The sequence below is a fragment of the Bradyrhizobium sp. CCBAU 11386 genome, assembly GCF_028128955.1.
GTDB lineage: Bacteria > Pseudomonadota > Alphaproteobacteria > Rhizobiales > Xanthobacteraceae > Bradyrhizobium.
In genome coordinates this window covers 23,298-37,932 of sequence record NZ_LBKA01000238.1, presented here as the reverse complement: position 1 = coordinate 37,932, position 14,635 = coordinate 23,298, and the positions used below count along the sequence as shown (strand labels likewise).

The 14,635-nt window shown below is 64.7% G+C and carries 16 protein-coding genes; 7 read left to right on the top strand and 9 right to left on the bottom strand.

The features are described 5' to 3' along the window. Positions 1–9: 9 nt before the first annotated feature. The 7 genes from XI09_RS25425 to XI09_RS25395 all read right to left on the bottom strand — a co-directional run bounded on the left by XI09_RS25425 (position 10) and on the right by XI09_RS25395 (position 6,440). Positions 10–753 (bottom strand): ABC transporter ATP-binding protein, encoded by a 744-nt coding sequence (locus XI09_RS25425; protein WP_271569285.1) that lies wholly within the window; start codon positions 751–753, stop codon positions 10–12. Beyond that, complete coding sequence (locus tag XI09_RS25420) at positions 750–1,748, bottom strand: branched-chain amino acid ABC transporter permease (RefSeq protein ID WP_271569284.1); 999 nt, start codon at positions 1,746–1,748, stop codon at positions 750–752. The genes XI09_RS25425 and XI09_RS25420 overlap by 4 nt, the downstream gene beginning before the upstream one ends. Continuing rightward, complete coding sequence (locus XI09_RS25415) at positions 1,745–2,620, bottom strand: branched-chain amino acid ABC transporter permease (RefSeq protein ID WP_271569283.1); 876 nt, start codon at positions 2,618–2,620, stop codon at positions 1,745–1,747. Before XI09_RS25415 ends, XI09_RS25420 begins: the two co-directional genes overlap by 4 nt. Positions 2,621–2,886: 266 nt before the next feature. After that, entirely contained in the window at positions 2,887–4,017 is a 1,131-nt protein-coding gene (locus XI09_RS25410) for an ABC transporter substrate-binding protein (RefSeq protein WP_092186332.1), read from the bottom strand. Positions 4,018–4,077: 60 nt separating this feature from the next. Beyond that, positions 4,078–4,956, bottom strand: coding sequence for a shikimate dehydrogenase (locus tag XI09_RS25405; protein ID WP_271569282.1), 879 nt, complete (start codon positions 4,954–4,956; stop codon positions 4,078–4,080). Positions 4,957–5,088: 132 nt separating this feature from the next. Beyond that, complete coding sequence (locus XI09_RS25400) at positions 5,089–6,027, bottom strand: LysR family transcriptional regulator (protein WP_271569281.1); 939 nt, start codon at positions 6,025–6,027, stop codon at positions 5,089–5,091. A gap of 236 nt (positions 6,028–6,263) precedes the next feature. Next, on the bottom strand, positions 6,264–6,440 hold the full coding sequence (locus XI09_RS25395) for a hypothetical protein (protein ID WP_271569280.1): 177 nt from the start codon (positions 6,438–6,440) through the stop codon (positions 6,264–6,266). A gap of 166 nt (positions 6,441–6,606) precedes the next feature. Here XI09_RS25395 and XI09_RS25390 point away from each other — a divergent pair, with 166 nt between their 5' ends. The 7 genes from XI09_RS25390 to XI09_RS25360 all read left to right on the top strand — a co-directional run bounded on the left by XI09_RS25390 (position 6,607) and on the right by XI09_RS25360 (position 12,111). After that, a complete protein-coding gene (locus tag XI09_RS25390; protein ID WP_271569279.1) occupies positions 6,607–7,335 on the top strand; it encodes a helix-turn-helix transcriptional regulator in 729 nt (242 codons plus the stop codon). 85 nt (positions 7,336–7,420) lie between these two features. Continuing rightward, complete coding sequence (locus tag XI09_RS25385) at positions 7,421–8,077, top strand: acyl-homoserine-lactone synthase (protein ID WP_271569278.1); 657 nt, start codon at positions 7,421–7,423, stop codon at positions 8,075–8,077. Position 8,078: 1 nt separating this feature from the next. Next, positions 8,079–8,297 carry a hypothetical protein gene (locus tag XI09_RS25380; protein WP_060909418.1) on the top strand — a complete coding sequence of 73 codons (219 nt, stop codon included), beginning with the start codon at positions 8,079–8,081 and terminating at the stop codon, positions 8,295–8,297. Between the two features lie 489 nt (positions 8,298–8,786). Beyond that, entirely contained in the window at positions 8,787–9,704 is a 918-nt protein-coding gene (locus tag XI09_RS25375; protein WP_028179513.1) for a branched-chain amino acid ABC transporter permease, read from the top strand. Then, the gene (locus XI09_RS25370) at positions 9,701–10,645 is read left to right on the top strand and encodes a branched-chain amino acid ABC transporter permease (RefSeq protein ID WP_027542282.1); all 945 of its coding nucleotides are present in this window, start codon (positions 9,701–9,703) and stop codon (positions 10,643–10,645) included. The genes XI09_RS25375 and XI09_RS25370 overlap by 4 nt, the downstream gene beginning before the upstream one ends. Further along, positions 10,638–11,405: an ABC transporter ATP-binding protein gene (locus XI09_RS25365; RefSeq protein ID WP_092186341.1), complete on the top strand. Its 768-nt coding sequence runs from the start codon at positions 10,638–10,640 to the stop codon at positions 11,403–11,405. The genes XI09_RS25370 and XI09_RS25365 overlap by 8 nt, the downstream gene beginning before the upstream one ends. Then, entirely contained in the window at positions 11,398–12,111 is a 714-nt protein-coding gene (locus XI09_RS25360) for an ABC transporter ATP-binding protein (protein WP_271569277.1), read from the top strand. The genes XI09_RS25365 and XI09_RS25360 overlap by 8 nt, the downstream gene beginning before the upstream one ends. A 195-nt stretch (positions 12,112–12,306) precedes the next feature. Here the strand turns inward: XI09_RS25360 and XI09_RS25355 are convergent, their stop codons facing one another. Both XI09_RS25355 and XI09_RS25350 read right to left on the bottom strand, forming a co-directional pair. Continuing rightward, on the bottom strand, positions 12,307–12,714 hold the full coding sequence (locus XI09_RS25355) for a hypothetical protein (protein ID WP_271569276.1): 408 nt from the start codon (positions 12,712–12,714) through the stop codon (positions 12,307–12,309). Between the two features lie 325 nt (positions 12,715–13,039). Next, the gene (locus XI09_RS25350; RefSeq protein WP_271569275.1) at positions 13,040–14,488 is read right to left on the bottom strand and encodes a glutamine synthetase family protein; all 1,449 of its coding nucleotides are present in this window, start codon (positions 14,486–14,488) and stop codon (positions 13,040–13,042) included. Positions 14,489–14,635: the final 147 nt, after the last annotated feature.

The following is a 14,635-nucleotide window of genomic DNA, read 5'->3' as shown; positions in this document are numbered from 1 at the left end:
CTCGTGCCCTCAATGTCCCAGATAAGCTTCGATCACGGCCGGGTTCTTGCGGACCTCGTCCGGCCGTCCCATCGCCAGCACCTTGCCTTCCGCCATCACCATCACGCGCGAGCACAGCGACATCACGAACTCCATGTTGTGCTCGATCACGACGAAGGTGGCGTTCTTCTCGCGGTTGATCGCCACCAGCCGGTCCTTCAGGTCCGCCAGCATCGACGGGTTGACGCCGCCGGCGGGCTCGTCGAGCAGCACCAGGCGCGGGCCGCCCATGAAGGCCATGGCGGCATCGAGCAGTTTCTGCTGGCCGTAGGACAGGCCGCCGGCAGGTTCAGCGGCGAGATGATCGAGCTTGAAGAAGCCGATCATCTGGTTGGCGGCCTCCGTCAGCCCGGCATCGGAGCGGCCGACCAGGCGCGAGGCCATGTTGCCCTGGTGCTCCTGGCCGGCGAGGATCAGGTTCTCGCGCACCGACAGTTTTGGAAACACCTGCAACAGCTGGAAGGTGCGGCTGACCCCGAGCTTGTTGAGCTCGGAGGGACGCAGGCCCGTGACCACCTTGCCGTCGAGCTTCACCTCGCCGCCGGTCGGCGTGAGCTGGCCGAGGATGCAGTTGAACAGGGTGGACTTGCCGCAGCCGTTCGGCCCGATCAGGCCGAGGATCTCGCCTTCGCGGACGTCGAAGCTGACGTCGGCGACGGCGCTGATGCCGCCAAAATTCTTCTTGATGTTGGTGACTTCGAGGACCGCACTCATTGCACCGTCTCCAGCCGGGATTTCGCGACGGCGCGCAGCGCGGAGGCCGCCTTGGTGCGGCGCTCGGCGAGATAGCGGTCGAGGATTCCCAGAATGCCGGTCGGCGACCAGATCAGCAGCAGCATCACCGCGATCGCATAGAGCATCAGATAATACCCTTCCGTGAAGCGCAGCCATTCCGGCAGCAGCACCGCGATCATCGCCCCCAGGAAGGGACCGAAATAGAAGCCGGCGCCGCCGACGATCACCATCATCAGGAGATCGAGCGAGAGCGACAGGTTGAACGGCACGGGATCGATATATTGCGTCAGCGGCGCATAGAGCGCGCCGGCGACGCCGCCGAGCGCCGAGCCGATCGCGAACGCCATCAGCGTGTAGCGCCGCGTGTCGATGCCGAGCGATTGCGCCCGCAGCGGGTTTTCGCGCAGTGCCATGAAGGCGCGGCCCCAGGGCGAGCGGATCAGCCACCACACCGCGATCGAGACGATCGCGAGCGAGCCGAGGCAGACATAGTAGAAAGGCAGCGGCTTGTTGGTCGCGATGCCAAAGATGTGCGGGCGCGGAATGTTGGAGATGCCGTAGATGCCGCCGGTGAGCCAGCTCTCGTTGCGGAACACGAGGAAGGCGAGGGTGGAGAAGGCGAGCGTGACGAAGGCGAGGTAATGGTGCTGCACGCGCAGCGCGGGATAGCCGAGCACCCAGCCGACGCCGAAGCTCAAGAGAACCGCGACCACGATCGCGGCCGGCAACGGCCAGCCATGCGTGGTCATGATCGCCGCCGCATAGGCGCCGATGCCGACGAAGGCGCCCTGGGCGAGCGAGACCTGGCCGGCATAGCCGAGCGTGAGGTTGAGGCCCATCGCGGCGATGGTCATCACCGCCCACTGGCTCAGGATGAACAGGCCGTAGCGGTTGAAGTTCATGGGGACGATGATCAGGCCGGCGATGACGATGAGGCCGAGCACGATCTTGAGGGGTTTGCCAAATCCGCTCATACCGTGCGCTCCTCGGCGCGGCCGAGCAGTCCTTGCGGCCGGAACAGGATGACGACGATCAGGAAGATCAGCGGCACCGCCGCGCGATACTGGGTGGAGACGTAGCTTGCCGCGAGATTGTCGAGCACGCCGATCAGGAGGCCGCCGGCGATCGCGCCGCGCACCTGGTTGAAGCCGCCGACGATCGCCGCGATGAAGGCGGCCTGGCCCAGCACCTCGCCGGACGAGAATTTTGCCAGATAGATCGGCGTGATCAGCAGCGAGGCCAGCGCCACCAGGAAGGCGTTGATCAGGAAGGTCAGGAGGATCATGCGCTCCACCGGCACGCCGATGATGCGCGCCACGGTCGGGTTCTGCGCCGCCGCCTGCATCTGGTGGCCGAGCGAGGTGCGGTTGAGGAGCGAGGTCAGGCCGAAGACCGCAAGAATGGCGACGACGAGGACGCCGATGCTTTGCAGCGAGACGGCGTGGCCGAGGATGGAGATATCGCCGGTCGGCACGATCGAGGGGAAGGGCGAGGCCTCCGCGCTGAAGAACTGCTTCACCGATTCCTTGATGCCGATCGCCAGCGCCATGGTCGCGATCGCCAGCGGCAGCACGCCATGGCGCATCATCGGATCGACCAGCAGCATCTTGAAGGCGAGGCCGAGCAGGATCATCGAGAGCAAAATGCCGAGGATGATCGCGAGCCAGAACGGCGCGCCGGCATGCATCGCCGCCAGCATCAGGAACGCCGGCAGCATCACGAACTCGCCTTGCGCGAAATTGATGGTCTGCGACGTCTGCCACAGCAGCGTAAAGCCGACCGCGACCAGTGCATAAATCGCGCCGGTGGCAAGTCCCGCGACCAGAAGATCGAACAGATTGGACATTTTCCCCTCTCGGCTTTCTGCCTTCCCTCTCCCTGCTCTCCTTTTCTCCATCTCCCCGTTCTTACGGGGCCGCGACGAACTTCGTTCGCGCTGAGAGGGTCGGGGTGAGGGGCCTCTCTCCGCGAATACAGTTGGACTCGCGAAAGCACCCCTCACCCCACCCCTCTCCCCGCGAAGAGCGGGGAGAGGGAGAAGAGAGAGCTCTCCCCGCATCCGCCTTCGCTGAAGCTTCGGCGGGACAGGCGCGGGGAGAGGCAAAGAACGCCTCACTTCACCTTCGGCAGCACCTGCTTCACCACCTGCTTGCCTTCGACCACTTCGACCAGAAAGCTCTGGCGATCGATGTCGCCGGTCTCGCTGAAGGTGACATCCATCAGGATACCCGGCTCGTCCGCGGCCTTGATGGTGAGGCCGTGCAGCGTGTCGGCAAACTTCTTCGGGTCGACCTTGCCCATCTTTTCGGTGGTGGCTTTCACCATGTAGACGGCGAGATAGCCCTTCAGGCCGTTGTGGTCGGGCACGTAATTGTACTTCTTGGAAAACTTCTCGCGGAACGCCTTGATCAAATCGACCGGCGCATCCGTGGTGAGGCCGACATGGCCGCGCGCGCCGTTGGCGGCGTCGCCGGCAAGCTCGATCACCTTCTGGCCGATCAGCGTGGTCTCGCCCATCAGCGGCGCGGTGACGCCCTGGCGCTTCAGCTCTTTCAGGATGCGCGCGCTCTCTTCCTCGTTGAGATAGACGAACACGGCATCGGGATTGGCGGACTTGATCTTGCCGACGTCGGCGGCGAAGTCGGCCTGGCCCGCTTCGGTCGAGAGGTCGGCGACGACCTTGGAGCCGAGCCGGTCGAGCTCCTTCACGACGACGTCGCGTCCGCCGCGGCCGAAGTCGTTGTTGACCCAGACCACCGCGACTGACTTCGCCTTCATCTCGTCGTGGATGTATTTTGCGACCTTCGGCATCGAGGATTGCTGGCCGAACGAGGTGCGGAACAGGAACTTGTTTCCGGCTTGCGTCAGCTCGGCGGCTTCGCCGCCCATGATCTGCGCGATGCCGGCTTCGGCCGCGAGCGGTGCGGTGACCTTCACCGAGCCGGAATAGCCGGGTCCGAGCAGCACATAGGGCTCGGCATCGAGCGCCTTCTGCACCTGTGCGCGGGCAACGCCCGGGTTGGACTGCGAGTCGGCATGGGTGACCTCGAGCTTGCGGCCGAGCACGCCGCCCTTGGCGTTGATCTCCTCGATCGCAAGGTCGATACCGTTCTTCCAGTTGGTGCCGACGGTGGCGCCGCCACCCGACAGCTCGGCGACGTCGGCGAGCTTGATCGCCTGTGCGTGGACGCTGGTTGCAGTCGCGAAGGCAAGCAGGGCGCCTGCCAGAATAGCCGATTTCATGGTCTCTCCTCCCGTTTCCTCTGATGTTGTTGTCCGCGGCCTTGTGTCCGGCCGCTTCGGTTACGCTGCGTGATAGGCTGAGCTTCGTGCCGCCATCACCTCGTCAAAAGCCTTTCCCATGATCTCGGTCGATGGGGCAAGGCCGGTAAACAGTTCGAACGCGTCGGCGGCCTGGTAGATCGCTAGCTCCCGCCCGGTCATGATCTTCGCGCCGCGCTCCTGTGCCGCGGCCAGCAGCGGCGTGATCAGCGGCGAATAGACGGCGTCGGCGACCCAGAGCTTCTCGTGCAGCAGCGCGGCCGGAACAGGCATGCCCCGGTTCGGCAGCATGCCGACCGGTGTGCCGTTGACGAGGCCGGTTGCGCCGTCGAGCGCGTCTTCGACGCTTTTCGCGACCCTGGCGCCGCCATGCTTGGCAAGCAGCGCGGCGAGTTTTTCGGCGCGCGCCGGCTCGCTGTCGAAAATGCGGATGTCAGCCACTTTCAGGCTCGCCAGCGCAAAGGCAATGGCCTTGCCGACGCCGCCCGCGCCGATCACGGCAACGGCGTTGCCGGATGGGGCCAGCAGCGGCGCCACCGCGCGGGCAAAGCCGGTGGTGTCGGTGTTGTGGCCGGTCAGCCGGCCGTCCTTGACCACGACGGTGTTGACCGCGCCCATCGCGGCGGCGCCGGGCGCCAGCGCGTCGAGCAGCGGGACCACCGCTTCCTTGTAAGGGTAAGTCACGTTGACGCCGGCAAAGCCGAGCCGCCGCACGCCTTCGAGCATCAGGCTGAGCCCGGTCGCGTCGGCGCCGGCCACTTCGATGAGCTGGTAGTGACCGCGCAGGCCGAGCGCCTCGGCGGCGCACTCATGCATGGCAGGGGAAGCGGAATGCGCGATCGGCGCGCCGATCAGGCCGGTGAGGAGCTTTTTGCTGGCGGCGTATCCGCGCTTCGACATGGTTCGCTATCGTCTCGCTGGGAGCGTTCGGTCCCGGCCATTAGCGGGGAAACCTGCGCAATTCCAAGTGCGACGTTAGCCTTTCCCCCACCTAACACAATTACCCATTTATCCGACAAACCTAACATAATGTTATTTCTTCCGGATGCGCCCCGTGGCGGCCTTGCCATTGCCGCGGGACGGCTCGACCGCGCGCATCTCGGCGCGAAGGGATTCGATGAAGTACTCGACATGGAGCGACAGCGGCGCGCCGCGCTTCACCGCGATGTAGGTGTCGAACCGCGTCGGCTCGGTGATCCTCAGCAGCTCGATGCCGGGATAGCCGCCATGGGCCACCGTGAACTGGTCGATGATGGCGATGCCGAGCCCCGCCTTCACCAGCGCGCAGACCGTGGTGCCGAAGCGCGCGCGAATGGTGATGTTGTAGTCGAGCCGGTGGCGCGCAAAGATCTCGGCCATGATCCGGCCGTAGGGATCGTTCGGATCGATGCCGATCAGCGGGTAGCGGGTGATCTCGGCGGCAGAGACCTGCTTGCGGCCCGCAAGCTCGTGGCCAGGCGGCACGATGCAATAAAGCTCGCCCGAGGCGAGCGGCATGAAGTCGAGCCCGGAATGTTCGAGCCGGTAGCTCATCGCCACGCACTCGCCGCGGCCGAGCATGAGATAGTCGATGGCTTCCTCGAGCTTGAGGATGTTGATGTCGATGCCGAGATCGGGATAGCGCCGGCGCACGCGCTCGATCGCGCGCGGCACCATCACCTGCGAGATGCTCGGCACCGAGCCGATGCGCAATTCCGACAGGCCGCCGCGGCCGATCTTGGAGATGATCTCGGAGAGGTCGTCGACCTTCTTGTAGACGCTGTTGATCTGCTCAAAGATGGTCTCGGCCTCCGGCGTCGGGAAATAGCGTCCGTTCTGGCGCTGGAAGAAGCGGATGCCGAGCGAGCGCTCGGTGTATTTGACGAGGCGGCTGATCCCCGGCGCCGAGACGTTGAGCAGCTTCGCCGCACCGCCAATGGTGCCCGTCACCATCACGGCACGGATCACTTCAACCTGGCGCAGCGTCATCATGTCCCGGGCTTCCGAAAGAGGATCTTGCGGCGATCATCTCACGAGAGCCGTGATGTCATCCAGCGGCAAGTGTCTGTCAATGTCAGCGGGAGAGCGGCGGATTTCTTACCTTCTTCCACACGGGGAGAAGGGAGAGCCAACTTCGCGGTGGGAGTGTTTCGACTAAAATCTGCGCGTTCAAATGGAAGGACGTCGCATCCGCGCGAGCAGCTCTCGCGTCTGCCGCAACCTGCGTTCTAGCTCGCCGGCCCGTCGGGCGACACGCGGTCGGCGAGTTCGGCGCGCTCGCTTTGCAGCACCTCGCGCGCGAACTCGATGATCTTCTGCTTGTTCGCCGTTTCACGGACGGCGAAAAACACGCGGTTCAATTCCAGGCCGAGCACGCTGTTGAGGGCGATGTTCTCGTCGTCCATCGTGGGTTTCCCGCTTCGTACGCTACAGGTGTAACTTGACGTCACTTCTTCCACAAGTAGATTAAAGCTTCGGAGCAGGTGGATGCCGGAGAACTACGGAAGCAGCGAATTGAGGCAGCCCCCAAATACGTGCTATAGCGGACGGCGAGGGTCAGGAAACGCATCGATGTCCGCCGTCGATTATGGCCGGGAAGCGCTCGACTTCATCGAAGGGCTGGGGGCCTATACCAAGGTTCCGGACGCCATGGATGCGCTCGCGACTGCGTTCGGCGGGTACGGCTTCGAGCACATCATCGTGACCGGCTTGCCGAATCCCGATCAGCGCTTTTCCCAGATGGTGCTTGCCAAGAAGTGGCCGGCGGAGTGGTTCAGCCTCTACACTCAAAAGAGCTATGACCGCGTCGATCCCGTGATCCGCAAATGCCGGCAGACGGTGAATCCCTTCGAGTGGTCCGAGGCGCCTTATGATCCCGAGTTGGAGCCTGGCGCGGTGGAGGTGATGCGGCGCGCCGCCGATTTCCGGATGTCGCGCGGCTTCGTCGTTCCGATCCACGGGTTGACCGGCTACGAGGCCGGCGTCTCGCTCGGCGGCGTCCATCTCGACCTCAATCCCCGCAGCAAGCCGGCGCTGCACCTGATGGCGATGTATGGCTTCGACCACATTCGCCGTCTGCTCGATCCGGCGCCGCATCCGTCGATGCGCCTCACTCCGCGTGAGCGCGAGGTGATCGCCTGGGCTTCACAGGGCAAGTCGGCCTGGGAAATCGGCGAGATACTGAATATCACGCAGCGTACCGCGGAAGAGCATCTTGCAACCGCCGCGCGCAAGCTTGGCGCCGTCAACCGGACGCATGCAGTCGCGATCGCGATCCGCCACAGAATCATCAATCCCTGAAATCGTCGCCTACTGGGAAATTTCCCAATAGTCGGCTCGGCCTTTTTCGCTGACGCTTCCCTCATTTCAAGCCATGGGGGAGTTCATGATTCATGTGATTTCGGCCGTCAACCGGCACCTCTACGAGGACGTCATCGAGCAACATTTCCGGGTGCGTCACGAGATTTTTGTCGAGGAGCGGAAATGGGAGGGGCTGCGGAAGCCCGATAGCCGCGAGATCGATACCTATGACAATGAGGATGCGGTCTACCTGCTGGCTCTCGAAAACCGCCGGGTGCTCGGCGGCTCCCGCCTGTATCCGACCACCAAGCCGACGATGATGAGCGAGGTCTTCCCGCATCTCGCCGCGGTGCGCGGCTGCCCGTCGGACCCGCTGGTCTGGGAGTGGTCACGCTTCTTCGTGTCGCGCGAGCGCCGCGACGGTGCGTTCAATCTGCAATTGATGGCGGCAGCGCAGGAGTTCTGTCTCGATCAGGGCATCGAGCGTCTCTGTCTCGTCATGGAGACCTGGTGGCTGCCGCGCTTCCACGACATCGGCTTCGTCGTCACCCCGCTCGGGTTACCGGCGCTGGTCGAAGACTCCTGGACCATGGCCGCAACCATCGAGGTCCGTCAGGAATCGCTCGATGTCGTGCGCGAGCGTATCGGAATGATGAATGTCATCCTGCAGGACGGTCCGCGCATCGACTGCATCGCCCGTGCCCACACCTGCGGCCTTGCCGCACAACGAAAGATTGTCTGAAATGTCGAACATGATGCGGGACAGCCAGATCATGGCGCAAATCAAGGACGAGAATCTCGGCTACATGTCCGACATGGCGCTCGAGCTGGCGCAGATGGCGGACGACTCCGGACTGACGACGCTTGCCTATCTGTTCCGGATGGCCGCACTGGAGGCTTCGACGGCAAACAGCGTGCTCGCCGAGCCGGACGATCTTCCCCGGCAGATGACGTCGCACTAGACGCATCCTTCTTCACTTCCTTCATTCCGACGACGTCCTCACCCTCTCCCCGGCCTACCCGGGGGGGAGGGTGATTACTTTTGAGCGTTTGCAAGAGGTCGTCATGCCCGGGCTTGTCCCGGGCATCCACGTTCTTCGTACGGCTCGGCAAGACGTGGATGGCCGGGACAAGCCCGGCCATGACGCCGTGGATGCGTTAGTGCTCAAGCTCTCAGGTCAGATGCGATTGCCTTGCTGCGGGGGAGGGTGATCGTTTGGGTGCGGCAGGTTGCCCCATGCTGAGCGGCAGCCTTCTTGCATTGCAGGACAGGTTTCGGCCGTAGGTGCCGGGATGCAACAAAGTGCATGTTTGGTGTCAAATCGCTCTTGCCTCGGCACGATACTGCCATTACCCATTTTTCGGCCTTGAAGAGGCAGGGGGAGCTCTTTCACTGATGGCGACTGTGTTCGAACATCGGCGCGACGCTGCGTGCGCCTGAAAGAGTTTTGATGCTGCTCGTCGTCGAACAGTTCCTGAACGGATTGCAGTTCGGCCTGCTGCTGTTCCTGCTCGCCGCCGGCCTGACGCTGGTGTTCGGGATCATGGATCTCGTCAACCTCGCGCACGGCTCGCTCTACATGATGGGCGCCTATTTCGCCGCGACCTTCGCGGCCTGGACCGGCAGCTTCCTGCTCGGTGCGCTGATGGCGCTCGGTGCAACGCTCGTGCTCGGCATCGTCCTCGAGGTGACGGCGCTGCGGCATCTCTACGGCCGCGACCATCTCGACCACGTGCTCGCGACTTTCGGCCTGATCCTGTTCTTCAATGAAGCCGTGCGGCTGATCTGGGGCCCGGCGGGCCTCGCGCTGCCGCTGCCGGCCTGGCTCACCGTGCCGGTGCCGATCCTGCCCGGCATTCACTATCCCGCCTATCGCCTCGCCATCATCGTGGTGGCGCTGCTGGTCGCGCTTCTGCTCTATCTCGGCGTGATGCGCACGCGCATCGGCATGCTGATCCGGGCCGGCGCCTCCAACCGCGAGATGATCGGCGCGCTCGGCATCAACATCAAGCTGCTCTACACGCTGGTGTTCGGGCTCGGTGCGGCGCTCGCCGGCCTTGCCGGCCTGATGCAGGCGCCGATTCTCACCGTGCAGATCGGCATGGGCGAGAACATCCTCATCCTCGCCTTCGTCATCATCGTGATCGGCGGCATCGGCTCGATCCGCGGCGCGTTCCTAGCCGCGATCTTCGTCGGCATGATCGACACGCTCGGCCGCGCCTTCCTGCCCAACCTGCTGCGGCAGGTGCTGAGCGGCGCCGCTGCCTCCACCGCCGCGCCCGCGCTGTCCTCCATGCTGATCTACCTGGTGATGGCGATCGTGCTGGTGGTGCGGCCGGAGGGGCTGTTTCCGGCCAATCGTCGATGAAGGCTTTCACTGTGAGCAAGGCCGTCACGGCCCTGATGCTGGCGGGCCTCGTGCTGCTGCCGCTCTATTCGCAGCTCTCCGGCAACGTCTTCATCCTGACGCTGTTCACCCGCATCGTCATCCTGGCGCTGGCCGCCGCGAGCCTCAACCTCATCATGGGGTTTGGCGGCATGATGAGCTTTGGCCACGCCGCCTATCTCGGCATCGGCGGCTACGCCGTCGGCATGCTCGCGCAGGAAGGCGTCGGAAGCGGCTTCATCCAGTTTCCGGTCGCGCTGGCGGCCTCCGCGACTTACGCGCTGGTGATCGGCGCGCTCAGCTTGCGCACCCGCGGCGTCTATTTCATCATGATCACGCTGGCCTTCGCGCAGATGGCCTATTACGTCGCCTCGGGGCTGGCGCGGTACGGCGGCGATGACGGCCTCACCGTCTACAAGCGCAGCGACTTCTCCGGCCTGGTCAATCTCGGCAACCGCACGCAGTTCTACTATCTCTGCCTCGCCTGCCTGTTCGCCGTGCTCATCCTGATCTGGCGCATCGTCAATTCGCGCTTCGGCCTCGTGGTGCAGGGCCTGCGCTCCAACGAGCAGCGCATGCAGGCGATCGGCTTTCCTGCCAAGCGCTATCAGCTGGTGTGCTTCGTCATCTCGGGCATGATGTGCGGACTTGCCGGCGCACTGCTTGCCAACAACACCGACTTCATCAGCCCGGCCGTGATGTACTGGACGCGGTCCGGCGACCTCATGGTGATGGTGATCCTCGGCGGTATGGGTACGCTGTTCGGCCCGGTCATGGGCGCCGTGGTGTTCCTGCTGCTGGAAGAATTCCTGTCGCAGATTACCGAGTACTGGGCGCTGATCATGGGGCCGCTGCTGCTGCTGATCGTGCTGTTCGGGCGCGGCGGCATCATGGGCGTGCTCGGGAGGGCTGGCCGTGGCTGAACCCTTGCTCCGCGTCGAGAAGCTGGTGCGCCGCTTCGGCGGCATCATCGCGACGGACAACGTCTCGCTCGACGTCGCGGCCGGCGAGCTGCACGCCATCATCGGCCCGAACGGCGCCGGCAAGACCACGCTGATCAGCCAGCTCACCGGGCATCTCGAGCCGCATTCCGGCAGCGTCTCGCTCGGTGGTCGCGACATCACCTACCTGCCGGCCTATCGCCGCTGCGCGCTGGGGCTGGCGCGGTCGTTCCAGATCACCTCGCTGCTGCTCGACTTCACCGCCGCCGACAATGTCGCGCTGGCGGCGCAGGCCCATGCCGGCACCTCGTTCCGCTTCTTTGCCGATGCGCGCAAGGAAAAGGGCCTGCGCGATGCCGCCCATGCCGCGCTCGACCGCGTCGGCCTGTTGCACCGCGCCGACGTCGTGGTGAGCAGGCTCAGCCATGGCGAGCGCCGCGAGCTGGAGCTTGCGGTCGCGCTGGCCAGCAAGCCGAAATTGCTCCTGCTCGACGAGCCCATGGCCGGCCTCGGCGTCACCGAATCCCAGCGCATGGTGAAACTGCTCCAGGAGCTGCGCAAGGAGGTCTCGATCGTGCTGGTCGAGCACGACATGCCGGCGGTGTTCGCGCTGGCCGACCGCATCTCGGTGCTGGTCTACGGCCGCGTCATCGCCTCGGGCGAACCGGCCGCGATCCGCCAGAACGAGGACGTCAAGCGCGCCTATCTCGGCGACCAGCATGTGGTGACGCACCATGGCTGACACGCTGCTCGACGTCGACGGCATCGAGACCTGCTACGGCCTCTCGCAGGTGCTGTTCGGCCTGTCGCTGTCGATCAAGCCGGGCGAGATGGTCTCGCTGATGGGCCGCAACGGCATGGGCAAGACCACGACCATCCGCTCCATCATGGGCCTGACGCCGGCACGCGCGGGTGCGATCCGCTTCGCAGGTGCTGAAGTCAGGCAGCTCCCGTCTTACCGGATCGCCAAGCTCGGCGTTGGCCTCGTACCCGAGGGGCGCCAGATCTTCCCGAACCTCACCGTGCGCGAAAATCTCGTCGCCGCGGCCGCCGACCGCTTCGGCAGCAGCAATCCCTGGACGCTGGCTTCGATCTACGTGATGTTCCCGCGCCTCGCCGAACGCGCGTCCAACATGGGCAACCAGCTCTCCGGCGGCGAGCAGCAGATGCTGGCGATCGGCCGCGCGCTGATGACCAACCCGAAACTCCTCATTCTGGACGAAGCGACCGAGGGCCTCGCGCCATTGATCCGCGAAGAAATCTGGAACTGCCTGTCGCTGCTCAAGAGCCGGGGACAGTCGATCCTGGTCGTCGACAAGAACGTCGACCACCTCGCCCGCATCTGCGACCGCCACTTCATCATCGAGCGCGGCAAGACGGTGTGGAGCGGCACGTCGCACGAGCTGATGGCCGAGCCGGATCTGCAGCATAAATATCTGGGGATTTAGCGGCCGTTGAGGTGAGGGGCGGGACGCTGGCGCCGCTCACTCGGTGTCGTCCTGGCGAACGCCAGGACCCATACCGCGGAATCTATCGGGTGCGGTCGGTATTGGTACCAGGCGACCCGTCTTCGCCAAACTTCGCCCTCGGGTAATGGGTCCTGGCGTTCGCCAGGACGACGTTGGGGAGAGGGCGCGCTCTAATCACCAATAAATCCCATGCCGATGCAGCTCGCGGATCACGCGCGCCTCGGTGGACGGCTGGCGGCGCTTTGGCTTCGCCGTTTCGGTCGTGGCGACCACCGGTGCGGCAGTGGACCGAGTGGGCGTCGTGGCAACCGGGGCGGTCGCGACCGGCGCGGCTGCCGTCGGCGGCGTCGTAGCCGTGATTGCGGCTGGGGGTGTTGACGTCGGGGCAGTCGTCACCGTCTGCACGTTCGGCGCCTGCGTTGCCGCCGGGGCCTGCGGCGGCGCGGCAGTTGCCGTCGCGGCCGGCTGCTCGGTCGCCTGTTGGTTCGAATTGGTCGCCGCCAGGCTCAGGCTCCGCGGACCACCGGCATAAGCCTCGGTTGCGAGCAGCGACATTGCCGCGATCAGGATCAGCTTGCGCATGGAAATCCCCGTTATCTGGTCAATCCGTCTTACCCAATTCGCACGCGCCGGCGACTAACGCGACAGATGGTGCGTGCCGATTTCGATCAGGGTGGCCCGGCAGGACAAGCGATAGATAAGACTGAACAATTGAGCCAACATGACCGAACTCCATTGTTGATCATCGAGCAGAACTCTAGACCCCGTATCTTTCCGGCGGTTTTCGAGGAGGGAGGAAAATGGCTTCGTCGGATGGGGGTGTGATGTCGTCGGAACAGGCGGGACGAAGTCGCCTCACGGGGGCGTGAGGCGCACGGGCACTCCTCAAGCCGCCCGTCGAGGGGTGTCAGAACATCTCGAAATATTCCCGATGCTCCCAGTCGGTGACCTCGGCGAGGAAGCGATCGATCTCGGCGTTCTTGATGTGGGTGTAGTAGTCGACGAACTCGGCGCCCAGCTTCTCGCGGAAGAACGGGTCGTCCTTCAGCGCGGCAACCGCATCGCGCAGCGACTTCGGCAGCAGCGGCGCCTTGGTCTCGTAGGGCGTGTCGGCCGACGGGCCCGGATCGAGTTTGCGGTCGACGCCGTCGAGGCCCGAAAGTATCTGCGAGGCCATGTAGAGATAGGGATTGGCGGCGGGCTCGCCGATGCGGTTCTCAAGGCGCGTGGCGGCATCGCCGGCAGCCCCGAGCACGCGGATCATCACGCCGCGATTGTCGCGGCCCCAGATCGCGCGGTCAGGGGCCAGCGAATAGGAACGGTAGCGCTTGTAGCCGTTGATGGTCGGGGTGGTGAACACGGTGGACGCGCGGGCGTGGTCGAGCAGGCCGGCAAGGTAGGCGCTGCCGAACGCGCTGAGCGGCTCGCCGCCTGCCTTGACCGTTTCCTTGGCCATGAACTGGTTCTCGCCGCTCGTGCGCGAGACGATCGACTGGTGCAGATGCCAGCCACTCGCGAACAGGTTCGGCAGTTTCGGTCGGCACATGAAGGTGGCGTGATAGCCGTGGCGGCGGGCGATCTGCTTCACCGCGGAGCGGAACAGCACCATGTTGTCGGCGGGCTCCAGCCCCTTCCTCGGCGCGAAGGTGAATTCGCACTGGCTTGGCCCGAACTCGACCTCGACCGAGCGCAAGGGCAGCCCGAGTGCGACGACGTCGCGGCGCAGGATCTCCAGCACCGGCTCCATCTGATCGAAGCGCTGCTCGGTGAGGTACTGGTAGCCGTGGCTGAGCAGGCTCACCGAGGGCGGCGTCCCGGGCTGGCCGGCGTCTTCCGCACGCATATGCGGATCGTCGAGCTTGAAGATGTGGAATTCGACCTCGAGCCCGGCGACGAAATCGTGGCCGCGGCCAGCGAGATCATCGAGCACCTTGCGATAGAGCCCGCGCGTGGCGAACGGCACCGGGCGGCCGTCATTGAAATAGAGGTCGCACAGCACCCAGCCGGTCGTCGGCGCCCATGGCAGCACGCGGAACGTGGTGGGATCGGCGACCATCAGCACGTCGGCCGCGCCCTCCATCTCCTTCATGCCGAAGCCGCCGCCAGCGGTGAACACCGGAAACACCGTGCGGTGCGAGGTGTCTTTCGCCAACATGGTGGTGGTGATGGAGCAGCCGCTCTCCAGCGAGGCGATCGCCTCCGCGGCGATGATGGTCTTGCCGCGCAGGATGCCGTGCTGGTCGGGGAAGGCGAGGCGGATGACTTCGAGGTTTCTCTCCTCGACGAGGCGCCGCATGCGCGTCGCCGCGTCCCTCTGCTCATCCGACCACAGCGCATGACGCGCGACGAAAGTCACTTTGATTGCTCCTCAGTCACCGATCTTGATGGGCGCAAGACGCCCGCCACACTCTCCGTCATTGCGAGCGCAGCGAAGCAATCCAGGGTCTTTCCCCGGATGCATTTCTGGATTGCTTCGCTGCACTCGCAATGACGGGGATAGGCC